The following is a 23,134-nucleotide window of genomic DNA, read 5'->3' as shown; positions in this document are numbered from 1 at the left end:
TCGGAATTTTTGTTCCGTTTTCGTTTTTTTGTTTTTCATTATACGACAATTTTCAATCCGTATACAATCACGAATTTTCCGTTAATAAAAACGTCCGCAAGCTGCTTGCCGTCGATCCGACAAGGCTTGCGGACTTCCTGACATCCGTCAGCTTTAAGTGGTCTGTCAGCTATGGTGAAGTCGCCAGCTTTTCATTGGTCCTCTTGAAATGAGGCGAGCGCAATGGCGATCTGATCCTGGATGTCTGTAAAGGTTTTGCTGCCTTTTGCGTACCCGTTCAGCAGGATGGAGAACGCCAGCTTCTTGCCGTCCTGGGTGGTCACGTAGCCGGACAGGCAGTTCACGCCTGTCATCGAGCCTGTCTTGGCGTGTACGTTCTGTTCGGCTGCCGTTCCCTTCATCCGGTTTTGCAGCGTTCCGTCCACGCCGGCCACCGCCAGGGAGTCGTAGTACATCTCGAAGGTCTCCTGCCTGCTCATTCCCTCCAACACTGACAGGACGTGACGGGCGGAGATGAGGTTGTAGCGGGTCAGACCGGAGCCGTCCACCATGTCAAAATTGGTGCGGCCTCCAAGCGATTGAACAGTATCACTCACGACCTTCACACCGGCTACAGCGCTGCCCTCCTCCCCTTTGACCGCACCCAGTGTTTTTAACAGCATCTCGGCGTAGAAGTTGTCGCTTTTCTTGTTGAGATAGGAGACGATCTCCCGCAGCGGCTGCGACGCAAACTCCGTCCACTTGACCGCCTGAGCGGGAACAGTTCCTGCTAATACCTTACCGCTGCCGGCGAAGGTGATTCCTTCCTTTTCCAGCACCTCCCGCAGGACTGTGCCGAAGTACAAGGCAGGCTCTTCCACCGGTACCCGTTCGTAGTCGCCTGCCGTTCCCAGCGGCAGGTTTCCGGTGACGTGAATCGTGTTCGTTCCACGTTCGCGCGTGATGGCAAAGGTGTTTTCCTCACCGGCTGAGACCGTTTTCGCTTCGTTGATGATCTTGACGTACGCGGTCTTGGGCAGCAGATTTACCTGAACCGCTTCTCCCGCTTTCGCACCCGGCTGGTACTCCACCATGACCGTGCCGCGGTTGAGGGACAGCGCGCCGATCAGCGGATTGTAGTAGTAGCTCTCGTCGTCCCAGGCCCAGCCGAGGCCGAGCCGCTGGTCATCAAAATAGCTGTCGTCCAGCACCAGATTGCCATTAATCCGCTTGATGCCCTGCGCTTTCAGCCAGCCTGCGATTTCTTCGACGGAAACGCCTTCCTGCACCTTCAGACGGTCCTCCGTGTGCAAGGTGGGATCGCCGTAGCCCTTGACATACAGATCGCCGTTCAGCACGCCGTTTTTCGGCAAGGGCGCCGATCCATACAGCTCCGTTTTAAATGTATACCCACTCCCCAACTGGAGGAGACTCGCCGCTGATGTCAGCAGTTTCAAATTGGAGGCCGGTGTCATCAACGTATCCGCGTTGCGCTCGTACCAGACAGCGTCGTCTCCTTTATCGTCCAGCGACTTGACGATCACGCCGGCGGTGATACCGGACTGGTCGGCAGCGTCGAGGATCGGGTCCAACAGCGCAGAGAGCTTGTAGGTGGCGGGCTCCTGCGCCTCGTATTTGTCCGGGGGGGCAAGCTCCGGGTACTGGGTCAGCAGGATCGCGAGCTGGTCCTGCAGATCGCGGGCGTACTTTGATTTGTAGATGCCATTGATCAGGATGGAAAACGCCAGCTTGTGGCCGTTTTTGGCTGTGGCGTAGCCGGACAGGCTGTTTACGCCGCCCATCGAGCCGGTCTTGGCGATGACGTTCCGCTCCGCCGGGGTTCCCTGCAGACGGTTTTTCAAGGTGCCGTCCACACCGGCGATCGGCAGGGACGTTTCCAGCGCATCCCGATACTCCTGCTCCTGCACGAAGGCGAGCAGTTTGACCATCTGCTCGGCGGTGATCCAGTTGAAGCGAGACAGGCCGGAACCGTCCACCTGTTGATAACCGGCGTCTATACCTGCCCGCTTCAGCACGTCGGCGACCACTTCGCTCCCCGCTTTGCTGCTGCCCTCTCCTTTTTGCGTCGCCCCAAGCGTCTTCAAAAACATCTCGGCGTAGAAGTTGTCGCTCTCCTTGTTCAGTTCCACGAGCAGCTCGGACAGCGGTTTGGACAGGTGGGTGTAGAGCGCGACGCCCGTAGTGACCGTGGTTTTGGCCGTTTTCGCCTGGGGACGCAGTTTGATCCCGGCGGCAGCCAACTGCCGCTTCCACACATCGGCAACAAACAGGGCGGGGTCTTCCATCGTCACGTCTTCCTGGTAGGGCTTGGCCTGAATGCCGATCATTCCGGAAAAGACGACCGTATTTGTGCCGCGCGGCCGCTCTACACTGATGTTGCTTGTGGTGCCCTCGACCGTTTTCAGTTTGTTTACCAACCGGATGTAGGACGTATCCGGCTCCATCGTCAACGTCGGTGCCTCTCCCGCTTGTTTCGCCGGCGTGACTGTTACAGTGATGCTGTTCTTATGTACCGCTAGTGCGCTTATTTGGGCACTGTAGCCGTATGGCTCGTCATCCCACATCCAGCCGATGCCGAGGCGGGTGTCATCGAAATAGCTGTCGTCTACCAAAAGATCGCCGTTTATCTGGGTCAGCCCCTTCTCCTTCAGCGCGGCCGCGATACGCTGCAAGTCTTCGACGGACAGCCCGGGGTTCCCATACCCCTTTAGGATCAGGTCGCCATTGAGCACGCCGCTTGGCAGCAGCTTGCCCGCAGCGTACACCTCCGTCTTCCATTGGTAATCGGGGCCCAGTCTGTCCAGCGCCGCGACAGAGGTAAAGAGCTTCAAGTTGGACGCGGGCACGTACGTTCGGTGGGCGTTGTGCCGGTACAGATACGCCTTTTCCTGCAAATCGTATACGGCGATGCCGGCGTGAAGACCGATGCTGTTCTCGTCACGGGCCAGATCGGCCAGCAGTTTTTCGATGTGGGCTGTCAGCGGGTCGGCTGCGGTTGCTGCCTTTTGGGCAAAGGCCGGTACCGCCGCAACATTCAGCAGCAACAGCAGCGTCAGCAGCCACATCCCTATGCGTTTGTGTAACTGATTCATAATACCCTCCTTCTCCTAGTGTAGTGCCAGATTGAAAAATCTAGCAGACCTATGTACCATAATACCATTTTGCAAAATTTTCCGAAATATCATACCGGCAACAAAGGGGCAGTTTCTCTTGCAGCATTGTATCCCCCGTGTGGCATGGGCGGCCTATTTTTTGAAAACAGGTAGTTGTCTAGGAGTTCACACCTCGTCCCGACATAGGATATACAGGCATTAACTCAACAAACGTACACGTGGAGGGGTGAAGAGGTGCGCATCCTGGTTGTTTGTCCAGAGCAACTGCCGGTCCCCCCGATCAAAGGCGGCTCCGTCGAATCCGTCACGTACAACATTTTCAAGCGCATGGCGCAAAGCGAAAAGGTCGTGCTGCTCAGCCGCAGCCATCCCCGCTTGCCGAGCGTCAGCCGGTACGTCGGCGGCAACCTTCAGGTGATCCGCGTCCCCAGCAGCAGGCCGTTCGCCTACCTGCGCGCCGCGCTGCGCAAAGTGGCGGGACAGTCGTTTGACATCATCCAGATTGAGAATCGGCCGCGATTTGTTCCGTTTGTGCGACAGGCGTTCCCCCATACGCCGATCATTCTGTCGCTCCACTCGCTTACATTCATGTCTCGCTTGACCCTGCCGCAGGCCAATGCGATCCTCCGTCAGGTGAACGGCATCACGTCCGTATCGTCGTTTGTCACCAACACGATGAAACGGCGCTATCCCGCCCACGCCCACAAATTCCGCACCGCGATTCCCGGAGTGGACGCGGTAAAATTCCGTCCGTGGCCGGCCGCGGCGAAACTGCGTCTGCGGAGACGCATGGGATTGGCCGGGAGTTTCAATGTTCTGTTCGTCGGACGAATCGTCAGAGGCAAGGGACTGCATACCCTGATCCGCTCCGTCGCTCAGTTGAAACGGCGCATACCCAACATCCGCCTGGTGGCTGTCGGCGCCTCCTGGCCAGGCGTGAGGCGGCAGACGCCATACATGCGGTACGTTCGCAATCTGTCCAAGCGCCTGCGCGTCCCTGTCCGCTTCACGGGCTACGTGCCGCCTTCCCGGGTGCACCAGATGTTCCAGCTCGGAGATGTCTTTGTCTGCCCCACCCTGTTTCGCGAAGGCCTGGCCACCGTCAACACCGAAGCGATGGCATCCGGCATCCCCGTTGTGGCTTCCAATCGCGGCGGGATACGGGAAGTTGTCATACACGGACACAGCGGCCTGCTGGTCAACCAGGCCAACAGCCCGGCCGCTTTTGCCCGCGCCATCGCCCGCATCCGCAACAATCCGGCACTGCGCAGACGGCTGATTGCCAACGGCAGGATGAGGGTCCGCTCCTCTTTCAACTGGTACGGTACAGTCCGCCGACTAAAAGCGCATTACCAGGATGTCCGTTCAGCAGCCTCGTCGTCCAAAAAAAGCCACTGACCGGCGTCAGTGGCTTCATTGTTGTTCCCGTTTATTCAAAACATGATCATGTACATGTAAATGGCGACGGACAGCGTACAAATCAACACACTGCCGACAAACGTCCAGATAATCAGCTTATTGTAGCGATCTTCGCGATTGTCGTTCATCAAAACGTCTCCTTGTCCTGATTTCCCCTTTCCATTATAAGACCATTGTCAGCAAAAAGGAAAGGGGGTGTGCAGGATAAAAGCAAGCCCAAACGCGTGTTGAACGTTTGGGCTTGTTCGTTATCTTCAACTACTTCAACAGATTGCGCATGACGTCGTCCACCTTGACGTCGTTTGTGATCAGCTTCTCTTGTTTCATCCAGTCGATCAGCTTCTGCCAGGATTCGGCCGTCTGGGTGCCGAACGGCTGGTCGCCCGCGTCCATCAGCGGCAGCAAGATGTCCAGGCTCTTTGTTTCCACGTCTTGATCCAGCGGGAACTCTTTGGCCTGTTTGTCCAAGAGGAGCTGGAGCGCTTCCGCCTTGTGGTTCTTCACGTATTCCTGTCCTTTGGCAGCCGCCCGCAGGAACGCCTCCAGCGCCTGCTGCTTTTTGCCCAAGGTCTCGTCGCTGGTGGCTATAACCAGCTCATAGTAGGAAGGAACGCCGTAGTCGCTGGGCTTGATAACGTTGACGGGCACGCCATTTTTCTCCAGGATCAACTGTTCGTGGTTGATATAGCCGCCCACTACCGCATCCACTTGTTTCGCTGTGAGCGCCGGGATGATGTCAAAGCCGATGTTGGTAAAACTGAGCTTGGAATCGTCCGCGCCCGTATGCTTCAGCACAGTGCGGACGATCGACTCGTCCAGCGGAATGGACGGATAGCCAATGTTTTTGCCAACCAGCTTTTCCGGCGTGTCCAAACCGCTGTCCTTGCGCGTCATGATCACGTTCAGCGGCTCGCGCACGAGCGCCGCGATGGAGACGACCGGAATGTCTTCGGAACGAGCCTGCACCACCTGCGGCTGGTAGCTGATGGCCAAGTCCACCTTGCCGACCGCCACCATTTTCAGCGGGTCGTTGGTGTCCGATGGCATTTGCAGGTGGACGTTCAGGTTTTCCTCACGAAAATAACCCTGTTCTTCTGCCGCGTAGAGGAACGAGTGCACGGCGTTTGGATACCAGTCGAGCGCGATGGTCAGTTCGGTCGGCTCGCCTGTGCCCGCCGCCGGCTGATTGGCTTGCGGTGCCGTCTCGCTTCCTGTCGGGCTGCCGCACGCCGCCAGCCCGGCCGCCAGCGACAAGCTCATCAATGTCTTGGCCCATCTGGAATAACGTTTCATGGCTCAATATTCTCCTTACTGTGTTTTCATCTGTTTCCGTGTGTTTGTGCGCGCATGTGGTGCAAACCGCCGTTCAATCGTGCCGGCCAGCCAGAAGAGCAGCATGCCGAGCGCAGAGAGCAGCAGCACGGAGGCAAACAGGGCGGGTGCCTGAAAATTGCCCGATGCGCGCCGGCCGAAATAGCCCAATCCCTCGCTCGCGCCCAGCCACTCGCCGATGGTCGCCCCTCCTACGCTGTACGTGGCCGCTACCTTCAGACCGCTGAAAAAATGCGGCAGGCTGGCCGGAAGCTGCAGTTTGGAAAAAATCTGCCAGCGCGACGCCCCCATCGTCCTCAGCAGGTTGACCATCTCCGGGTCGGCCGCGCGCAGACCATCATAGGTGCTGACGACGATGGGAAAAAACGTGAACAGGATCGTCACAGCGATTTTTCCCGACAGTTCGTAGCCAAACCAGAGGATGAAGACAGGCGACAGGGCGATGATGGGAATCGTCTGTGAAATCACAATATAGGGATAGACCAGCCGTTCCACCGGGCGGCTGAGATTCATCATCAGGGCGAGCGCAATGCCGAACACGATCGACGCCGACAACCCCAACAGCACTTCCCGCAGCGTTGCCCACAGGTGCAGGCCGAACAGCTGCTCGCGCAAATCCCATACGGCCAGCAGCACGGCACTTGGCGGCGGAAGGATAAACGGCGGGATGGCAAACAGGCGGCAGACCGCTTCCCAGCCGGCCAAGAGCAGCACGAACGAGAGGCCAAACCAGATACCCTGGTGAACCGTCTTCATCACGCATACCTCCCGACCGGCTGTGCCGTGGCCGATTGCCGCAACAGCTCCCAAATCTGCCCGCGCAGCGCCTGAAACGCCGGATGACTGCGGCTCGCCAGCGAGCGCGGCCGCGGCACCGGGACGTCCAGTTCCACCGGACTGCTGATCGGGCTGCCAAGCAGCACGACGATTCGGTCCGCCAGCAGGATCGCCTCGTCGATGTCGTGGGTGATCAACAACATCGTGCAACCCGTCTGCTGCCACATCGTAAGCAGCCACTCCTGCATCTCCATCCGGGTGATGCCGTCCAAAGCGCTGAACGGCTCGTCCAGGAGCAAGAGGTCGCTGCCCGTCATCAGCGCGCGCAAAAACGATACCCGCTGCCGCATGCCGCCGGAGAGCTGCGCCGGATAAGCATCCGCCCAGCCGTCCAAACCGAAGCGTGGCAGCTCCTGCCTTACCCGGGCCTGTGCCTCCCTGCGCGGCATGCCCTGAATCTCCAACGGCAGCGCGGCGTTTTCCACGACTGTCCGCCACGGCATCAGCAGATCACGCTGCGGCATATAGGCGACCTGCCCCAGCCGCCGGGCTGCCGGTTCCCCGTCCAGCCTGATCTCGCCGTGTTGCGGCTCCAGAAGGCCTGCCGCCAGCTGAAACAGCGTGCTTTTGCCAATCCCGCTCGGCCCGATCAGGCTGACCAGTTCGCCGCGTCCGACCGCAAGCTGAAATCCGTCGAGAATGGCCTTCTCCCCGTAGGAGAATCGGACGCCGGCGAAGGCTAGTTTTTCTCGCACGGCCACATTTCCCTCCGGTATGCCATATCCCAAAACAGATACTCCATGCGCGAGGTATTGAGAAAATGCTCTTCCAGACGGTTCAGCTCCCGTTCACTTTTGCCTTCCGCCAGTTGATCCATCAGTCCGATCAGCCACTGTGCATGTTGGCCGAACTCGTCGGAGCTGTAGGTGCGCACCCACTCACCGTAGAGCGGATGATCCAGTGCGCCGTCCACCTGCGCCAGTTGCTTGCCGATCTCCCAATAGCTCCACGTGCAGGGAAGAACGGCGCTGACCAGTTCGGCGAGCGTGCCTTGGTGGGCTACTTTCAGCATGTAGCTGGTGTAGGCCAGCATGACAAATGACGGCTCGGTCGCCTCCAGTTCTTCGCGGGAAATCCCGAAGCGGGCAGCGTACTGCCGGTGCAGTTCCATCTCGTAATGAAGCGTCGACTCCTGCAGGGCGGCAAATCTGGCGCTGGTGGCCAGATCGTCTGCCTTGGTACTGGCGATTGCGAACAGTTTGGCGTAGTCGATCAGGTAGACGTAATCCTGCTTCAGGTAAAACCGGAACGATTCAACCGGCAGACTGCCGTCGCCCAAGCCGGTTACGAACGGATGACGATGCGAACGCTCCCAAATCGGGGCGACGCGATTCAACAGGCGCTCTGTAAAAGTGGCCACGAGGACATTCACTCCTTTTCCGTGTTGCACCAGTCTGCGAGAAACCGGGCCATGATTTGCGCAAAGCGGACCAGTTCGTCTGGATCGATCGACTCGTCAACGGCATGGGCCTGGGACAGCTCGCCGGGTCCGAAGATCACCGCCGGAATGCCGGCGTGGGCAAACCAGCCTGCGTCCGTTACCGTTCCGGACATGTCCACCACAGGTGTACGCTGCATCACCGCCTGATAGGCCTGCTTCAGTCTGGACAGCGCCGGATGGTTTTGATCCAGTTCCAGCGAGGGGAAAATCTCGCCCCGCTCTTCGATCATCGACCGTCCTCCCCACCGGAATGTGGGCGGGTGGTCCCGCAGCCACGGGTCAGCCGCAGCCGCCGCCTGCACATGGGCTTCGATTTCTTGAATGATCGCTTCATGCGATTCGTTGGGGTAAAAATGGACGGTGATCCACAGCGCGCAGCGGTCGGCGATAAATGCCGCATGCCGACCGCCCTCGATGACCGCGGGGTTGATCGTGTTGCTGCCCGGCGAAAATCCCGGGTACGACTTCATCACTGCCCAGTGGCGTTCCAGCTCCTGCAGCGAGGCGATGATCTTCATCATCTTTTCGATCGCGGAGGCACCGTGCACGCGTCCGCCGGCATGGATGGTTTTTGCCCGCATCCCGTCGTGCAGGGTGACGGGGCTTTCTACCGTGATCCAGCCGGTAATCACACCGCCCTGTCCCTGCATGTGCAGGTGGCTGGTGTCCACCACGACGGCGTAGTCGGCGGAATAGCCCCGTTCGATGGCGGAGAGAGTGCCTGCTTCCCCCGCTTCTTCGCCGATCACCGATTGAAAAATCAGGTTGCCTTTCAGCTCGATTCCGTGCTCGCGCAGCATCCGGATGGCAAACAGGCTGGCTGCCAGGCCGCCTTTCATGTCGGCGACGCCGCGTCCGTACAGGCGTCCGTCCCGGCCCCGGGTAAGCGTAAACGGCGGATAGGTCCAGCCGCTGTCGTCGCCCACTTCCGCCACGTCGATATGCCCGTTGATGATCAGGCTGTGCGCCCGCTCCGGCGCAGTGCCCCGCAGGCGGCCCACCACGTTGTCATCGCCGGGAAAGACCGGCCAGCGATCTACCTCAAAGCCCAGCTCGTCCAGTTTTCGGGCGATCAGGCTCTGCGCGCCGCCGCTGTTGCGGGCAGGCGGGCTGACCGTGGGATGAGCGACGAGTTCGGCCAGCAGGGCAAACAACTCTTCTCTCCGCTCGGCTATAGCTGCCGTGACGCGTTCCACGTTATTCAATCATCCCTTCTGTCGGACTGCTGGCCGAGGCGTAACGCTTTTTCGGGATGCGCCCGGCGAGGAAACCCTTGCGCCCCGCCTCCACGGCCAATTTCATCGCTTCGGCCATCAGCACCGGGTTGTCTGCCAGCGCCACGGCTGTGTTCAGCAGGACGCCGTCTGCCCCCAACTCCATCGCCTTGGCGCAGTCGGCCGGAGACCCGATGCCCGCGTCCACGATAACCGGCACCTTGGCGTCTTCGATGATGAAGCGCAGGTTGTGCTCATTGAGAATCCCTTGGCCGGAACCGATCGGCGACGCTCCCGGCATGACTGCGTGCACACCCACTTCCTGCAACCGTTTGGCGAGAATCGGGTCATCGTTGGTGTAGGTCAATACGATGAAGCCTTCTTGCACCAGGATGCGGGATGCCTCCAAGGTGCCGATCGGATCAGGCAGAAGCGTCTTGGGATCGCCGATCACTTCCACCTTGATCATGTCGCACAGCCCCGACGCCTTGGCCAGCCGGGCGATCCGCACCGCCTCCTCGGCCGTGTAAGCGCCTGCCGTGTTTGGCAGCAGGGTGAATTTTTTCAAATCCAACCGTTCCAAAAAGTTGGGCGCGTGCGGATCTTCCAAATTGAGCCGGCGCACGGCAAAGGTAAGGATCTCCGCTTCCGATACTGCCACCGCCTGGGTCTGCGTGTCCAAATCGGGAAATTTACCGGTTCCCAGCAAGAGGCGGGAATGAAACTCATACGGTCCAATTTTCAATGTATCCATCTTGTCAGCCTCCTCCGACAAAGTGAACGATTTCGATTCGATCGCCGTCTGCGACTGGCGTGGTTTCATAACGGGCGCGGTCGACAATCTCGCCGTTGCGCTCCACGACCACGATCTTTTCCTGCAGTTGGTAGGACATTAGCAGGGCTCTGACAGTATTAACCTCGTCGTCCAGCTCCACGCGTTTGCCGTTCAACTGTACCAGCATGGTCCCCCTCCTTTCGTCAGCGCCGCCGGGAATGGCCGGCCGCTTGTCGTCTTCCAGCCGATAAAAAAACAGCTTCCCTGACTGACCGAAGTCCAGACAGAAGAAGCCGTTTGCACCGATGTCGGGCGGACGGCAAACAAAAAAACCATCCGCCACGGATGGTTTTGGTTATGCATGTGCAGTGATCGCACTTCGGTCCGCGTGTCGCGGCACGAAATCACGACAGTGCGTTAATGCAGCCGATACCTCTTCCTCCGCTGGCATGACCCAGGTCAGGTTCAACGGTCAGTAACACATTCGTTACAATCTCAGCCGACTATGCTCGGCCCCCGTTTGGTATTGCGCTATGCAGTTTTGCTTGCTCGACTACTACAGTAGCACGCTGCCCTTAGTTTGTAAAGGTCTCCTTGCGCAGTGCCTCCAACTCGTCGAGACAGCGCTGGGCCCACGTGACCATTTTGCGCAGTTTGTCCATCTCCCGCTCCAAAGCGGTCTGAACCGATTCCTTGTAGTCGGGCACCGCTCCACCGTAACGGATCACGGTCTGACTGGGCACCATGATCTTTTCCTGATAAGACAGCGCGGGACGCTGATGAAACAGCGGCACATCCACCTCGTACGGGTTGTGCAGGTCGCCCTGCGTCGGGTATTTCAATACCGCAAGCACCTTGACCAGCAGTTTGTCCCCGTGATTTTCCAACACCTCCGTCACGTATTCGCCCGTTCTGTAGGAGACGCGTACCAGATCTCCCGTTTGCCACAGCGACATGTCTATCTCTCCTTTCTTGAAAAAGCGTCAGTCCTGTTATACCCTGATCGATTCTTCCAGCAGCCGGCAGGCGTGTGCCAGCACCGCTTCCGCAGGAAGAATCGGCGCGCCCCCTCCCTGGGCCAGCGCAGGATTGCCGCCTCCTTTGCCGTCGATCAAGGGCAGCGTATCCTTGAGCAACTGGTTCATCGGCAGCGCCACCTGCTCGCCGCGAGCGAACAGAATCTGCAGCTTGTCTCCCTCGGCCGCGAACAGACAGACCGCGTCCGCTGCCTGTGCCGTTACCAGTTTGGCGAGCTGCTGCAGCTGCTGCATGCTCCGGCCAGCCCACACGGCCTTCACCAGCCGTACGTCAGACAGCGGTACCGCCTGCGCCAGCAGAGACTGCGCTTCTCCTTCGAGCAATTGTGTTTCTTTTTCCTCCAGCGCCGCTTTCAGCTGCTCCCGTTCTGTCACCAGCCGCTGTACCTGCTCGGCCAACTCCGGCTCGCCGGCACTCAGCGTGCGGGTCAACTCACGCAGCAGCAGATGCTTGCGGGAATAGTCGGCGAGAGCCCGCCAGCCGCAGAGGAACGTGACCCGGATGTTGCCGCGGTGCCGCTCCCACCCGATGATTTTAATCGGCCCCACTTCGCCGGTCCGAGCCGGATGGGTGCCGCCGCAGGGGTTGTAGTCAAAGTCCGGGATAATTACCACACGAATGTTTTCGCTGACGGTTGGCTGTTTGCAAAGAGGCATGAGGGCCAGTTCAGCGTCCGTGACAAACCGTGCCTCGATGGGCCGGTTTTCCAGCACGATGCGGTTGGCCAGGGCTTCTACCTGCTCCGCCTGCTGAATGGACAGCTCATCCAACCGGACATCAATGGTGACGTAATCCCTGCCGAGGTGAAAGGCGACGGTCTCTGCCCCCAGTACCTCGACAAACGACGCCGAGAGGATGTGCTGCCCGGCGTGCTGCTGCATGTGATCAAACCGCCTGGGCCAATCGATTTGGCCCGCGATCTGCTGCCGCTCCTGGGGCAGCGGAGCTTCCAAGCGGTGGCGGATGTCACCGTCCACTTCCACCACGTCGATGACGCGGATGCCGCCCAGCTCGCCCAAATCGCAGGGCTGCCCTCCCCCTGTCGGGTAAAAGGCAGTGCGGTCCAGCACCACGTACGGTGTCCCGTCGGGTTCCGTCCCCCATTTCAGCACGCTTGCTTCAAAGGTGTGCAAATACGGATCGTCATAGTACAATCGGTTGTTCATAGCCGCTCCTTACTGCCGATTTTTGTCTTCCAGCAGGTTTTATCCATTTCGCTTCACGCAAGTCTCCCTCGTCCGGATACTGCCGTATGTACGTGTCGCTCAGCCGGCCAGTCGCGCCAGTTTTTGCTCCCGTTCTGCTCGTTCCTCCGGCGAAGCGAGATCGTATTTTTTCAACAAATGAAACAGTTCGTTCAACGTCTCCTGGGACAGCGGCGTTGCGAGCAATTCCTCAAGACGGGCTGCCAGCGCTTCGGGCAGGTAGGGCGTCTGCTCCGCCAGCTTCGCCCGCACGTCTTCCACGCTGTGATTCAGTCTGCATTCTCCCATATGCCCTCTCCTTCTTCCGTTTTGCACCATCATACCATGAGTGGCAGGCGAAGAAAAAGGCGTACGCCCCGTTCGGAGGTACGCCTTTTGTTTCTGCGTAGTCTTCACACTCGTTTGCGAACGCGAAAATTGTCTTCGATCAACAGCCAGTTTTGCGGAAACGGCAGCCCCAATTTCCAGTAGCTGACGCCGCGCAGGCCCAGTTCCTTGACCAGGTTGAACTTGGCCTGGATCGAACGGGCGTCTTCGAACCAGACGCGATGGCGGTTCTGATCGTCGTCCGTGTACTCGAAAAACGGCGCCTGCGCTTGATAATCGTACTGAATGTTGACGTTCCGCTCCCGTGCCAACGCGATTGCCGCCTGCGGGCTGAGGGAGCGAGCGGTCGTGCCGGGCTGGAAGGGCAGCCTCCAGTCGTACCCGTACAAATTCTGGCCCATCAAGATTTTGTTGGCGGGCATTTCCGTCAAGGCGTACTCCAGGACCCGGCGTACGGGACCAATGGGCGAAACCGGCATGGGCGGACCGCCGCTGTATCCCCATTCGTACGTCATGATCACGACAAAGTCGACGATTTCTCCGATTGCCCGGTAGTCGTGGGCGGGGTACCAAAGACCAGGCTGATCTGCTCTGGTCTTGGGTGCCAGGGCGGCGGAGACCATTTTTCCCACTGCGCTCGCCCGCTGGCGGGCGCGTCGCAAAAAGCGGACGTAGGCGTCCCGATCAGCAGCAGGCAGAGCTTCCAAGTCGAAGTGAATGTCGCCAAAACCAAGCCGCTGCGATGTACTGATGATGTTGTCCAGCAGCCGGTTTTGCACTGACATGTCGTTCAACACCAGGCTGCCCAGATCTGAACTGAACCGTTCCCCCTCCAGATTGGTGACCACCATCATCAGGACGTTCCGATTCTCCCGGGCAATCTGCGCAAAGTCATTTAGCGGCGGGGGCGACAGCGTGCCGTCCCGCCTGATCCGAAAGCTGAACGGCGCCAGATACGTCAGATGCGGCGCCGCTCTGCGCACGTCTGCCTCCAATGCCGGGGTCACCGTTCGCCGCGGCTCGGCATAGGCGTTAAAATCAGCCGCCGGTCGCGGGCGCGGCGGAATGAACAACCGCATCCCTACCTGCAGGGGACGGAATTGTGAAATTTGATTGGCCCGGGCCAGTTCCGCGGCACTGATGCCAAAACGCTGGCCAATGGTGTACAGCGTATCACCCTGCCTCACCCAGTAATAGCTGCCCCGGATGGGGATCACCAGCGCCTGTCCGACGACAAGCCTGCCGGGATCAGGGAGCTCATTGGCCCGCGCGATCGCTTCGACAGACGAATCGTACGCCTGGGCGATGCCTGACAGTGTCTGTCCCGGCTGCACCACATGAATTTGCATGCGCCTCCTCCTTCGCGTTTTGTCTCTCTCTTCCATGTATTCAATGCGAGGCAGATAGGTGTTTGTCTCGCCCAAACGCTCACACGTTTGCCGCAAAAAAAGCATCCCGAAGATGATCCTCCGGGATGCTTTGTTACTTGCTTCGGAAGTTTACCGCGCCGCCGCTTGTCACAGCTCGCCAGATTCTTTTAACGTGCGGATCTCCTCGTCGGTAAACACCCGCGAGCGGGTGAGAAAGCGGACGCCCTCCGGCCCTTCCAGGGAGAACATGCCCCCTCTCCCCGGCACCACGTCGATGATGAGCTGCGTGTGCTTCCAGTATTCGTACTGGGCGGCGCTCATGTAAAACGGCGTCTCGCCGATCTCGCCCAACAGCACGTCGTTTTCCCCGATGAGAAATTCTCCGCGCGGATAGCACATCGGCGAGCTGCCATCGCAGCAACCGCCCGACTGGTGGAACAACAGCGGTCCGTACCTCTCCTTCAGCCGCTCGATCAACCGCAGCGCCGCTTCTGTTGCCAGCACTTTCGGCACTGTGCCCATGCGCTTCCTCCTTTTACAGGGGCTTTGTCTCGCTCAGAACAATCCGAGCGCATCCGGGCTGTAGCTGACCAACAGGTTTTTCGTCTGCTGATAGTGCTCAAGCATCATCTTGTGCGTCTCGCGGCCAATGCCGGATACCTTGTACCCGCCAAACGCGGCATGCGCCGGATAGGCGTGGTAGCAGTTGGTCCAGACGCGGCCGGCCTGGATCTCGCGCCCCATCCGGTACGCCAGATTCACGTCGCGGGTCCAGACGCCTGCCCCCAGCCCGTACAGCGTGTCGTTGGCCAGTTCCAGCGCTTCCTCCTGGTTCCGGAAGGTGGCCACGGAGACGACCGGGCCGAAGATCTCTTCCTGGAAAATGCGCATCTTGTTATGCCCTTTGAACACGGTCGGCTTGACGTAGTACCCGTCTTTCAGCTCGCCGGGAAGGATGTTCCGCTCGCCGCCGATCAGACACTGAGCCCCTTCCTGTCTGCCGATGTCGAGGTAGGAGAGAATTTTTTCCAATTGTTCCGCCGACGCCTGCGCACCGATCATCGTCTCTGTGTCGAGCGGGTTGCCCTGCTTGATCGCCGCAACGCGGGCCAGCGCTTTTTCCATGAACCGGTCGTATATCGACTCCTGGATAAAGGCGCGTGACGGGCACGTGCAGACCTCGCCCTGATTGAGCGCAAACATGACGAATCCTTCCACCGCTTTGTTGAAAAACGCGTCATCCTTGGCGCAGACGTCCTCAAAGAAGATGTTTGGCGACTTGCCGCCCAACTCCAGCGTCACCGGGATGATGTTTTGCGACGCGTACTGCATGATCAGGCGGCCGGTCGTCGTCTCCCCTGTAAAGGCAATTTTGGCGATCCGGTTGCTGGTGGCCAACGGTTTGCCGGCTTCCAGTCCAAAGCCGTTGACCACATTGACGACACCGGGCGGAATGAGGTCCTGCACCAGTTCGAGGAAGACCAGAACGGACGCGGGCGTCTGTTCGGCCGGCTTCAACACGACGCAGTTGCCTGCGGCGAGTGCCGGAGCCAGTTTCCATACGGCCATCAGCAGCGGAAAGTTCCACGGGATGATTTGACCGACGACGCCGAGCGGCTCGTGGAAATGGTAGGCCACCGTGTGCTCGTCGATTTGGCTGATGCTTCCTTCCTGGGCCCGGATGCAGCCGGCAAAGTAGCGGAAATGATCGATCGCCAGCGGCAGATCGGCTGCCAGCGCCTCGCGAATCGGCTTGCCGTTGTCCCACGTTTCCGCTACGGCCAGCATTTCCAGATTGGCTTCCATGCGGTCGGCGATTTTGTTCAAGAGGGCCGCCCGCTCTGCCGGTGATGTGCGCCCCCACGCTGCTTTTGCCTCATGAGCCGCATCCAGCGCCAATTCAATATCGTCCGCCGTGGAGCGCGGCACTTCGCAAAATGCCCGTCCCGTTATGGGCGTGACATTTTCAAAGTACTCCCCTTTTACCGGCGGAACCCATTTCCCTCCGATAAAATTTTCGTACCGCTTTTTGAACGAAACCTTTGCCCCTGGTTGTCCCGGCTGCGCGTAGATCATCGATGGCCACTCCTCCTCTTTCACTTTCATGTTCATCCCTTTTATACATATGAGGGAAGCGGACAAATCAGAAGCGTTTCTCCCAGCCCGGGTCTCGTACAATTTGGAGGGGCCCGATTTTGGCCACCAGACCGAATACAGCCCCGTCCCGCTCATCCATCTGCTGATGTACAAATGATGTACAAAAAACAGCCGCCCGCGGTTGCGGACGGCCGTGTGCTTCATTGGAGGGAAATCACGCGGGTGATCTGCGGCAGTTTCTCAATGGCGGTGACCACGTCAGGCGTAATGGCTTCGTCGGTAACGGACACGAGCAGCGCGTTTTTCCCTTTTTGCTCTCGGGAGACATTCAGTTTGGAGATGTTGATTTGATTGTCGGCTAATATGCGGGACACGTCGTAAATCACGCCGGGATAATCATTGTGATAGACGAGCAGTCCGTGCGATTGCGGCGGAATCCGGCATGGACAGTAATTGATCTCGGCAATGTACACCTCCCGCCAGTCCTGGGCGATCGTGTACTTGTTGCCTCCCACCCGGACAACAGCCAGATGGTTGGCGTACTCCCCCGAACTGGTCTGTACCGGTACGTCGGCACCCAGTCCTTCCACCAACGCCTTGGCAATGGCATCGCGTTGCTCGTATGCCAGGATCGTCAGCGACGCTCCCGCCAGATTTGGCTCCATCCTGCGGATCAGGCTTGCCAGGTCGCGCAGTTGTTCCGCATTGATCATGTTCATGCACTCACATCCCCTGTCATCTCTTTGTTTTCTCGGGTGTTACCTGGGGAGAATCCACGCTTCTTCCTCTTTGATGATCGAGGAATGATTGATCGAGCGATACCACGCCGTCAAGGTGTTGCCGTCCTTTTCGTACGTGATTTTGTAGATCGTGTTTCCTTTTCCGCTCTTCTCAAACGGGCTCTCATCCACAGGGACGACGGTAATGGCTGTCACCTTTCCCCCTTGGCTGGCGATCTTTTCGTGAATCATCGACACGTGCTCCTGACTTGTGGTGTACAAGCCCATGTAGGCCAGTCCCCCGATGAGTATCGCTCCCAGCAAAAACGAAACGATGATCAGCTTTGATTTCTGTGTCGCTTCCACGTTCCGATTCTCCCATCCGCGTTAATTCTCTGCATCCAGCCGCGTCACCTGGTCGATGATTCCGCCGCCGAGGCACTCCTCCCCGTTGTAGAAGACAACGGCTTGTCCCGGCGTAACCGCTTTTTGCGGCTGATCAAAGACGACCTCCACGGTGTTGCCTTCGCGAAGATGCACCGTCACGCCTTGATCCGGTTGTCGGTAGCGAAACTTGGCTGTACAGGTAAAGGCAGACTCCGGCTCCTTGCCGCTGATCCAGTTCACGTCAGTAGCGATCAGACTGGTAGAGTAAAGGCGGGGATGGCCGGCCCCTTCGGCGACAATCAGCACGTTGCGCTCCAAATCCTTGTCAACCACAAACCACGGTTGGCCGGTCTTTCCGTGTCCGCCGCCGATACCCAGCCCCTGCCGCTGTCCCAGGGTGTAATACATCAAGCCATCGTGGCGGCCGATCACTTCGCCGTCCACCGTTTCGATGTTCCCCGGTTTGGCGGGCAGATAGTTTTGCAGAAACTCGCGGAAATTGCGCTCCCCGATGAAACAGATCCCGGTGCTGTCCTTCTTCTTGGCGGTGGCCAGCCCCGCTTTTTCCGCGATCTCCCGCACCTGCGGCTTGGTCAGGGAACCGAGCGGGAACATCGTTTTGGACAATTGGTGCTGATTCAGGGCGTTGAGAAAGTAAGACTGATCCTTGTTGGTGTCAACACCGCGCAGCAGCCGATACGCTCCGTCCCGGTACTCTACCCGGGCATAGTGGCCGGTCGCAATGTAATCGGCGCCGAGGTCCATCACCTTGTCGAGCAGTTCGCCAAACTTGATTTCCCGGTTGCACATGACATCCGGGTTGGGCGTGCGTCCCCGTTTATATTCATCCAAAAAATACTGGAAGACTTTCTCCATGTATTCTTTTTCAAAGTTAACCGTGTAGTACGGGATGCCTATTTGTTCGCAGACGCGCCGGACGTCCTGGAAGTCTTCTTCCGCCGTGCAGTGGCCAAATTCATCGGTATCATCCCAGTTTTTCATAAAGATGCCGATGACGTCGTATCCCTGTTGTTTCAGCAGGTAAGCCGTCACGGAGGAGTCGACCCCACCGGACATGCCGACGACGACGCGCGTGTCTTCTGGTCGCTTCATGGTCTTTCTCCTCTTTTCACTAAGGTTCCTTATCAGCATACCACGTTTTCAGCGACAATTCATGTGTAGAAACAAAGCGAAGTGCGAATGGTTGACTGCACCTTTCTATTTTGTGTTTGAGGCGGAAAACGTTTCGTACTGTGTACAACGCAAAGACAGATGGGGACGCTCTTCCCGGCGGGTGTTCCACTTCCTTTGCCTTGTCTGCGGGTTACCGGTTTTTAAGCGTTCGTTCAATGTGGCGAATCGCCTTCCAATAGGCTGCTTCGTCCAGTCGCCCCTGCTCACGCTGCCACTCGATGTAATTGCGCAGGGAGAGGAGGTCGATCCAGGCCTCCTTGGACTGCGGGTTGTCTCCCGGCACCTCGCCGGTAATTTCGCCTTCCCGCACCAGCTTGGCCATTTTTGTGGGATGGATGCCGATTTGATAGGCGATCTGGTATAATGCCGTCTTCATGGAATTCTCTCCTTCGTCAAACGCTTCGGCCCTGTACAGGGAAGCTGGCTTGTCCTCTTCATTCTGCCAGTCTTGACGCCGGCTGCCAATCCCCGAACTGTCAATGGTGAAAAAGCAGCGTCAGTCGATCAGATAAGCGTACAATCACTTTTGGCGAAACCCGATATGGTAGTAGTAACTCTTTCCATGGCGGTGATGCGAAGTGCCAATCCGCAAGCGGCGTTTTGGATCAATTCCCTGTTTTTACGGAAACTGGTGCGGTCCCGGCTGTTCTGGGCCAAATCCGCCCATTGACGAAATAGACTGGTGCTGCATGATGCACGACAAGTGTTACCAAAAACGCGGCTATTTTGCGTGCAGCTGCGACAGAAAAATGGTGAAATGCCTGAAGCGGTGCATTGATCACAAGACGGAGAACGGGCGAATCGCCTATCTCATGTATCTGTATTTTTGCAAAAGCATCTGCGATCCCAAGCGCTAAGCGATCAACCGCCTGGGATCGTTATCTGGTCATGAAGTCATTCGCCCCTCACTTCATTGGATCAGGTCAGTTCCAGCCACTTATTTCATTACGTAGTTTCCTTTTTTATCAATATAGATTTGATCGTTCGACCCGTCCGGCGTCACCAGCGCCAAACCGTCTTGAAAACTGCGTGCATGGGAAAATTGCGGCGAAATCACCCATGTTCCGGTTTTGTCGATAAATCCGTCTTTCCCCTTGACGCGGACGCGCGCCAGCCCCTCGGAGAATGACTCTGCTTCATCAAACTGCGCCGGGATCACCATTTTTCCGGTCTTGTCAATATAACCGAATCGGTATCCGATCCTGACCATTGCCAGGCCGTCAGAAAAATCCGTGGCATAGTCACCTGTTTGATTGCGGGTGTCAAACGTCGGTGAAATGATGGTCTTTCCTGTTTTGTCGATATACCCGTACTTCCCGTTGATCATAACCCGGGCCAATCCTTCATGAAAGTCAAACAACCGCGGCTTGCCGCTGTAATTGTAATTGAGCCCCTCCACTGAAAATTGCGGCTTGATGACGTAGGCACCGTTTTTGCCGATATAGCCGTACCGACCGTTTCGCGCTACCGCGGCCAGGCCTTCGTGAAAGTCGTTGGCGATGTCAAATTGCGGTTTGACGACCATCTTTCCGTTTTGGTCGATATACCCCCACAGGTTGCCGACCCGCACGGCGGCAAGTCCTTCCTGAAACGGCATGACCTCGTCATACGCTGCCGAGACAACCTTGCCGCTTTTGTTGATGAAGGCGTACTTGTTCCCTTGTGTAATGACAGCAAGCCCCTCTTGAAAATCGACGCCTCTGTCATACTCGTAGGCAGACCCCAGCGGATAGACAGGGTTGATGGCCCACTTCCCTTGTTTATTGATGTACCCGTACTTGTAACCGACCCGCGCGGCAGCCAGTCCCTCACTGAAATCTTTCACATCATCAAACTGCAGGGGAATCGCCAATTCGCCATTGGCTCCGACAAATCCCCATTTGCCGTTGAAGTATACCGCCCCCAATCCATCCCGAAACGGTCTGGCATTGCTAAACTGCGGATCGACCAGGACACGACCCGCAGCATCCATGTATCCCCATTTGCCGTTTTGGGTGAACGGGTACAATTTCTCACTCGGCGGAATGAGCGGAGTGGACGGCTGATCGGGCGCCGGCTTGGCCTGGACGATGGATTTGTCCGCCAGATTCTTGATGAATTGAACCGCTTCTGTCCGGGTGAGATACGATTCCTTGGCAAAGCCGGTCAAGCTGGCTGTTTCCCCCCGCCCTTTGACCAGCCCTTGGTTGTACAAATACTGGATCGCGTTGTTCGTGTCGTAACGGAAGCCCTGCGAGGCAGCTATCAGTTTGGCTACACTGCCCCGTTTGATCGGACGATCCGACTGAGCACGGGACACCGGCCAATGATACGCTTCGGCCTGACGATAATAAACGTCAGCCCAGTATGTACCTGCAGGCTGAAGCGTCAGTGCGTTTCCGTGATTAGCGTAATAACGGAGCAGCATCGCCAAAAATTCGCTTTCCTTGACGTACTGATCCGGTTTGAAGGTGCGGTCCGGGAAACCGGAAACCAAACGCTGCTCCACACCCCATCTGATCGTATCGTACCCCCAATAGGCCGAGGTGACGTCCTGAAACGTAACGGACTCCGCCGCAGCCGTCAAACCGACGCTGCTCCACGCCAAAACGCCGGCGACTACCATCTTCAAGCAGTGTTTTCTGTACTTCTTCAAGTAACTTCTCCCTCTTTCGTCAAATGTGTTGCAAAATGTTAAGACGCGAATGAAATGGAAAAGTTCCGGTTGCCAGTTTCCAGCACAAAACATTTTTGGGCGTGAGCGTCCAAGTTCGCACTTTTTCAAAATGTAGGCGTAAGCCCAGTCCACGACCTGGGTATTGGCATAGAGATACATCGTACTTGCAAATACAAAGGAGTCGTCTGCGGATGCGAATCCACGCTGGGAACTGTCCATTCCCAGTGGCCAGGATTGCGCGAAGCGACACAAAAATGCATGGAGGAGTTACCGTATGGCAGATACATTTGTGAGTCGGTCGTTAGATGAAATCAGATTTTGGTCAAGAATCATGAAAGAACATTCCCTGTTCCTTAAATTGGGGTTTCGTTATGACGATACCAAATTAATCGACGAAGCCAATCGGTTTTACAACATTTTTGAAGACATTGAAAATCAGGCCCATGCCTTCTCGCCGGATGCAGACCCGCAAAGAATTTTCGAATTTAACAATGTCGTTCACCATGCGGTTTGTCACATTTGGAAGTTCAAACGAAGAGTCCTTGACTTGATTATTCGCTGCAAGATTGGGGGAAATAATTTTCCCTTGTTGGTCGATCATATCAGCAGGGAAGCTGCCTATTTCATGAATCGATTAGAGCAATTAAATACGGGAACCCTTGATCCCTTGCCCGATGCCATCATTAATGAAAATGTATTTTTCCTCAGAATCATGGCAGACCACGCCAAATTTATCAACCACTTGCTTGATCCTTCCGAAAGAAAACTTGTCGAACAGGCTCGTGAGTTTAGCCATGACTTTGATCAACTCCTTTATCAAGCGATTGACCTCAACTCCATGCGGCCTCAGTCACAAACCCTTCCTCTCCTTGAACAATTTGTCGATCAAAATCGCGTTTCCGTACGTCAATTGCGCGACTTCAAGAAGACAGCACGTGAACTGATTGAGGCATGCAGAATAAAAAGCATAATCCCGCCGCTGCTCGCTGATCACGTATTCAGAGAAGCATCGCGCTTTCTCGAAATCCTGGATGCATTTGAGGTGGCTTTGTCCTCCTCGAAATAAAGAGAACGTCATATCGGTCTGTAAGCATGATGAATCCACCCCCACCCCCATAATGGGGGTTTCAACATTTTACAACATTTGAACCAAGTGAGCTGTAGGAGTCAACCGGTGTACGATTTCGTCACACGCACGACATCCTCGATCTGAATCCACACAGAATCCCAATCACTGACCAGCAGGAACCGTCGTTCGTCAGCGTCAATCTGCTTTACGCTCCCCCATGCCGTTTCAAACACGCCGCGTCCTGCGTATAATTCCCGGAACCATGTAACGCTGATCGCGTAGTCGTACTGCGTAGCGTCATAGATACGAAAACAGTTTTCATCATAGTCGATCGCGTCAACAACCGGTCTCTCTGCAAGCTCTTTATCCGCGTTCACAGGCCCGCTTTCTGTTTTTTTCTCCGGCTGTACCATCCGCGCGGTTCTGAACCATTCTCCTATTTTCTGCCCCATCCAGATGTCTCCTTTCGTTCCCACGCTTCCAACAGCTTGATGTCGTTCGGGTGTGAGCGAACCCATTGGATGTACCCTTCCCGTGCCAAAATGGCCAGTACCTCCATGACACCGGCGCGGCTACGACCTGTTTTCACGCACAGTTCATCCACGTTCGGCGTTCGCCTGCGCCCAACAGAAAAGTTGGCGATGATGCGGAGCACCTTCCGTTCAATATCCTGCAGCACGCTGTTTCACCACTGGAACTGCAGCGAGGATGTTGTCAACGGAGAAGATGCGAAACGCCCGACGCGCAAAACAGTAGGCTTTTACACGCCCCCTGCTGATCTCATGAATTCGGACAGTTCGCTTCGACGTTCGCCCATGGCGATCCAGATAGATGATCTCGACTAGCTGACCGCTGTTCATATAGCGCTGCAGGTACCCGATCATCGTCATTCCTCCTGTGTATACGAACATTTGTTTGTATTATATGCGAACACGAGGCGA

26 protein-coding genes and 1 riboswitch are annotated in these 23,134 nt (G+C 57.1%); of the genes, 4 read left to right on the top strand and 22 right to left on the bottom strand.

Going from position 1 to position 23,134, the window contains the following annotated elements:
• Window positions 1-191: 191 nt before the first annotated feature.
• Entirely contained in the window at window positions 192-3,092 is a 2,901-nt protein-coding gene (gene dacB / locus ETC00_RS04780) for a D-alanyl-D-alanine carboxypeptidase/D-alanyl-D-alanine endopeptidase (RefSeq protein WP_171564816.1), read from the bottom strand.
• A 255-nt stretch (window positions 3,093-3,347) separates the two neighbouring features.
• Here dacB and ETC00_RS04775 point away from each other — a divergent pair, with 255 nt between their 5' ends.
• Entirely contained in the window at window positions 3,348-4,511 is a 1,164-nt protein-coding gene (locus ETC00_RS04775; RefSeq protein ID WP_171564815.1) for a glycosyltransferase family 4 protein, read from the top strand.
• 279 nt (window positions 4,512-4,790) lie between these two features.
• Here ETC00_RS04775 and ETC00_RS04770 read toward each other — a convergent pair whose 3' ends face one another.
• The 17 genes from ETC00_RS04770 to ETC00_RS04690 all read right to left on the bottom strand — a co-directional run bounded on the left by ETC00_RS04770 (window position 4,791) and on the right by ETC00_RS04690 (window position 18,844).
• Window positions 4,791-5,825 (bottom strand): ABC transporter substrate-binding protein, encoded by a 1,035-nt coding sequence (locus tag ETC00_RS04770; RefSeq protein WP_171564814.1) that lies wholly within the window; start codon window positions 5,823-5,825, stop codon window positions 4,791-4,793.
• Window positions 5,826-5,840: 15 nt separating this feature from the next.
• On the bottom strand, window positions 5,841-6,620 hold the full coding sequence (locus ETC00_RS04765) for an ABC transporter permease (protein WP_171564813.1): 780 nt from the start codon (window positions 6,618-6,620) through the stop codon (window positions 5,841-5,843).
• Window positions 6,620-7,396: an ABC transporter ATP-binding protein gene (locus ETC00_RS04760; protein WP_171564812.1), complete on the bottom strand. Its 777-nt coding sequence runs from the start codon at window positions 7,394-7,396 to the stop codon at window positions 6,620-6,622. Before ETC00_RS04760 ends, ETC00_RS04765 begins: the two co-directional genes overlap by 1 nt.
• Window positions 7,381-8,061 carry a thiaminase II gene (gene tenA / locus ETC00_RS04755; protein WP_171564811.1) on the bottom strand — a complete coding sequence of 227 codons (681 nt, stop codon included), beginning with the start codon at window positions 8,059-8,061 and terminating at the stop codon, window positions 7,381-7,383. Before tenA ends, ETC00_RS04760 begins: the two co-directional genes overlap by 16 nt.
• A gap of 8 nt (window positions 8,062-8,069) precedes the next feature.
• A complete protein-coding gene (locus tag ETC00_RS04750; protein WP_371808872.1) occupies window positions 8,070-9,338 on the bottom strand; it encodes an acetylornithine deacetylase in 1,269 nt (422 codons plus the stop codon).
• Window position 9,339: 1 nt separating this feature from the next.
• Window positions 9,340-10,110, bottom strand: a complete 771-nt coding sequence (locus ETC00_RS04745) for a thiazole synthase (RefSeq protein ID WP_171564809.1) — start codon at window positions 10,108-10,110, stop codon at window positions 9,340-9,342.
• Between the two features lie 4 nt (window positions 10,111-10,114).
• The gene (gene thiS / locus ETC00_RS04740; protein WP_171564808.1) at window positions 10,115-10,318 is read right to left on the bottom strand and encodes a sulfur carrier protein ThiS; all 204 of its coding nucleotides are present in this window, start codon (window positions 10,316-10,318) and stop codon (window positions 10,115-10,117) included.
• Between the two features lie 232 nt (window positions 10,319-10,550).
• A riboswitch (TPP riboswitch) is annotated at window positions 10,551-10,661 on the bottom strand.
• Window positions 10,662-10,706: 45 nt separating this feature from the next.
• Window positions 10,707-11,087 (bottom strand): kinase-associated lipoprotein KapB, encoded by a 381-nt coding sequence (gene kapB / locus ETC00_RS04735; protein WP_171564807.1) that lies wholly within the window; start codon window positions 11,085-11,087, stop codon window positions 10,707-10,709.
• 36 nt (window positions 11,088-11,123) lie between these two features.
• The gene (locus ETC00_RS04730; RefSeq protein WP_171564806.1) at window positions 11,124-12,335 is read right to left on the bottom strand and encodes an alanyl-tRNA editing protein; all 1,212 of its coding nucleotides are present in this window, start codon (window positions 12,333-12,335) and stop codon (window positions 11,124-11,126) included.
• 99 nt (window positions 12,336-12,434) lie between these two features.
• Window positions 12,435-12,662, bottom strand: coding sequence for a 50S ribosomal protein L7ae (locus tag ETC00_RS04725; RefSeq protein WP_171564805.1), 228 nt, complete (start codon window positions 12,660-12,662; stop codon window positions 12,435-12,437).
• Between the two features lie 104 nt (window positions 12,663-12,766).
• Entirely contained in the window at window positions 12,767-14,050 is a 1,284-nt protein-coding gene (locus ETC00_RS04720; protein ID WP_171564804.1) for a glycoside hydrolase family 18 protein, read from the bottom strand.
• Window positions 14,051-14,218: 168 nt separating this feature from the next.
• On the bottom strand, window positions 14,219-14,593 hold the full coding sequence (locus tag ETC00_RS04715; protein WP_171564803.1) for a DUF779 domain-containing protein: 375 nt from the start codon (window positions 14,591-14,593) through the stop codon (window positions 14,219-14,221).
• Window positions 14,594-14,626: 33 nt separating this feature from the next.
• Complete coding sequence (gene adh / locus ETC00_RS04710) at window positions 14,627-16,147, bottom strand: aldehyde dehydrogenase (protein WP_171564802.1); 1,521 nt, start codon at window positions 16,145-16,147, stop codon at window positions 14,627-14,629.
• A 221-nt stretch (window positions 16,148-16,368) separates the two neighbouring features.
• Window positions 16,369-16,881: an ACT domain-containing protein gene (locus ETC00_RS04705; RefSeq protein ID WP_171565016.1), complete on the bottom strand. Its 513-nt coding sequence runs from the start codon at window positions 16,879-16,881 to the stop codon at window positions 16,369-16,371.
• Between the two features lie 45 nt (window positions 16,882-16,926).
• Complete coding sequence (locus ETC00_RS04700; protein ID WP_171564801.1) at window positions 16,927-17,253, bottom strand: hypothetical protein; 327 nt, start codon at window positions 17,251-17,253, stop codon at window positions 16,927-16,929.
• A gap of 21 nt (window positions 17,254-17,274) precedes the next feature.
• Window positions 17,275-18,387, bottom strand: coding sequence for a tRNA 2-thiouridine(34) synthase MnmA (gene mnmA / locus ETC00_RS04695; RefSeq protein WP_171564800.1), 1,113 nt, complete (start codon window positions 18,385-18,387; stop codon window positions 17,275-17,277).
• A gap of 211 nt (window positions 18,388-18,598) precedes the next feature.
• Window positions 18,599-18,844, bottom strand: coding sequence for a hypothetical protein (locus tag ETC00_RS04690; protein ID WP_171564799.1), 246 nt, complete (start codon window positions 18,842-18,844; stop codon window positions 18,599-18,601).
• Between the two features lie 165 nt (window positions 18,845-19,009).
• Here ETC00_RS04690 and ETC00_RS20830 point away from each other — a divergent pair, with 165 nt between their 5' ends.
• A complete protein-coding gene (locus ETC00_RS20830; protein ID WP_256379856.1) occupies window positions 19,010-19,138 on the top strand; it encodes a hypothetical protein in 129 nt (42 codons plus the stop codon).
• Window positions 19,077-19,325 (top strand): phospholipase A2 family protein, encoded by a 249-nt coding sequence (locus ETC00_RS04685; protein WP_230077890.1) that lies wholly within the window; start codon window positions 19,077-19,079, stop codon window positions 19,323-19,325. The genes ETC00_RS20830 and ETC00_RS04685 overlap by 62 nt, the downstream gene beginning before the upstream one ends.
• A gap of 80 nt (window positions 19,326-19,405) precedes the next feature.
• On the opposite strand, the gene ETC00_RS04680 is transcribed toward ETC00_RS04685, so the two are convergent.
• A complete protein-coding gene (locus ETC00_RS04680) occupies window positions 19,406-21,103 on the bottom strand; it encodes a WG repeat-containing protein (RefSeq protein ID WP_171564797.1) in 1,698 nt (565 codons plus the stop codon).
• Window positions 21,104-21,398: 295 nt separating this feature from the next.
• Between ETC00_RS04680 and ETC00_RS04675 the strand changes: the two genes are divergently transcribed.
• Window positions 21,399-22,190 carry a DUF2935 domain-containing protein gene (locus tag ETC00_RS04675; protein ID WP_171564796.1) on the top strand — a complete coding sequence of 264 codons (792 nt, stop codon included), beginning with the start codon at window positions 21,399-21,401 and terminating at the stop codon, window positions 22,188-22,190.
• Between the two features lie 101 nt (window positions 22,191-22,291).
• Here ETC00_RS04675 and ETC00_RS04670 read toward each other — a convergent pair whose 3' ends face one another.
• Genes ETC00_RS04670 through ETC00_RS04660 form a run of 3 tightly spaced genes read right to left on the bottom strand, consistent with a single transcriptional unit; the run spans window position 22,292 to window position 23,077 of the window.
• Window positions 22,292-22,645, bottom strand: coding sequence for a hypothetical protein (locus ETC00_RS04670; RefSeq protein ID WP_171564795.1), 354 nt, complete (start codon window positions 22,643-22,645; stop codon window positions 22,292-22,294).
• Window positions 22,630-22,872 carry a LexA family transcriptional regulator gene (locus ETC00_RS04665; RefSeq protein ID WP_171564794.1) on the bottom strand — a complete coding sequence of 81 codons (243 nt, stop codon included), beginning with the start codon at window positions 22,870-22,872 and terminating at the stop codon, window positions 22,630-22,632. The genes ETC00_RS04670 and ETC00_RS04665 overlap by 16 nt, the downstream gene beginning before the upstream one ends.
• A complete protein-coding gene (locus tag ETC00_RS04660; RefSeq protein WP_171564793.1) occupies window positions 22,856-23,077 on the bottom strand; it encodes a WYL domain-containing protein in 222 nt (73 codons plus the stop codon). Before ETC00_RS04660 ends, ETC00_RS04665 begins: the two co-directional genes overlap by 17 nt.
• Window positions 23,078-23,134 lie beyond the last annotated feature (57 nt).

The sequence above is a fragment of the Brevibacillus sp. MCWH genome, assembly GCF_013096935.1.
In the GTDB taxonomy this organism is placed as follows: domain Bacteria; phylum Bacillota; class Bacilli; order Brevibacillales; family Brevibacillaceae; genus Brevibacillus; species Brevibacillus aydinogluensis.
Note: the sequence above shows the minus strand (reverse complement) of the source record. Positions and strands in the feature narration are given on the sequence as shown.

Excerpts from the sequence above, each read along its gene's own strand:
- ETC00_RS04765 (WP_171564813.1), bottom strand. The coding sequence starts at position 6,620 with ATGAAGACGGTTCACCAGGGTATCTGGTTTGGCCTCTCGTTCGTGCTG.
- adh (WP_171564802.1), bottom strand. The coding sequence starts at position 16,147 with ATGATCTACGCGCAGCCGGGACAACCAGGGGCAAAGGTTTCGTTCAAA.
- ETC00_RS04770 (WP_171564814.1), bottom strand. The coding sequence starts at position 5,825 with ATGAAACGTTATTCCAGATGGGCCAAGACATTGATGAGCTTGTCGCTG.
- kapB (WP_171564807.1), bottom strand. The coding sequence starts at position 11,087 with ATGTCGCTGTGGCAAACGGGAGATCTGGTACGCGTCTCCTACAGAACG.
- dacB (WP_171564816.1), bottom strand. The coding sequence starts at position 3,092 with ATGAATCAGTTACACAAACGCATAGGGATGTGGCTGCTGACGCTGCTG.
- ETC00_RS04720 (WP_171564804.1), bottom strand. The coding sequence starts at position 14,050 with ATGCAAATTCATGTGGTGCAGCCGGGACAGACACTGTCAGGCATCGCC.
- ETC00_RS04725 (WP_171564805.1), bottom strand. The coding sequence starts at position 12,662 with ATGGGAGAATGCAGACTGAATCACAGCGTGGAAGACGTGCGGGCGAAG.
- ETC00_RS20830 (WP_256379856.1), top strand. The coding sequence starts at position 19,010 with ATGGTAGTAGTAACTCTTTCCATGGCGGTGATGCGAAGTGCCAATCCG.
- ETC00_RS04715 (WP_171564803.1), bottom strand. The coding sequence starts at position 14,593 with ATGGGCACAGTGCCGAAAGTGCTGGCAACAGAAGCGGCGCTGCGGTTG.
- ETC00_RS04675 (WP_171564796.1), top strand. The coding sequence starts at position 21,399 with ATGGCAGATACATTTGTGAGTCGGTCGTTAGATGAAATCAGATTTTGG.
- ETC00_RS04745 (WP_171564809.1), bottom strand. The coding sequence starts at position 10,110 with ATGGATACATTGAAAATTGGACCGTATGAGTTTCATTCCCGCCTCTTG.
- mnmA (WP_171564800.1), bottom strand. The coding sequence starts at position 18,387 with ATGAAGCGACCAGAAGACACGCGCGTCGTCGTCGGCATGTCCGGTGGG.
- thiS (WP_171564808.1), bottom strand. The coding sequence starts at position 10,318 with ATGCTGGTACAGTTGAACGGCAAACGCGTGGAGCTGGACGACGAGGTT.
- ETC00_RS04670 (WP_171564795.1), bottom strand. The coding sequence starts at position 22,645 with ATGGGGCAGAAAATAGGAGAATGGTTCAGAACCGCGCGGATGGTACAG.
- ETC00_RS04690 (WP_171564799.1), bottom strand. The coding sequence starts at position 18,844 with ATGAAGACGGCATTATACCAGATCGCCTATCAAATCGGCATCCATCCC.
- ETC00_RS04705 (WP_171565016.1), bottom strand. The coding sequence starts at position 16,881 with ATGATCAATGCGGAACAACTGCGCGACCTGGCAAGCCTGATCCGCAGG.
- ETC00_RS04730 (WP_171564806.1), bottom strand. The coding sequence starts at position 12,335 with ATGAACAACCGATTGTACTATGACGATCCGTATTTGCACACCTTTGAA.
- ETC00_RS04660 (WP_171564793.1), bottom strand. The coding sequence starts at position 23,077 with ATGATCGGGTACCTGCAGCGCTATATGAACAGCGGTCAGCTAGTCGAG.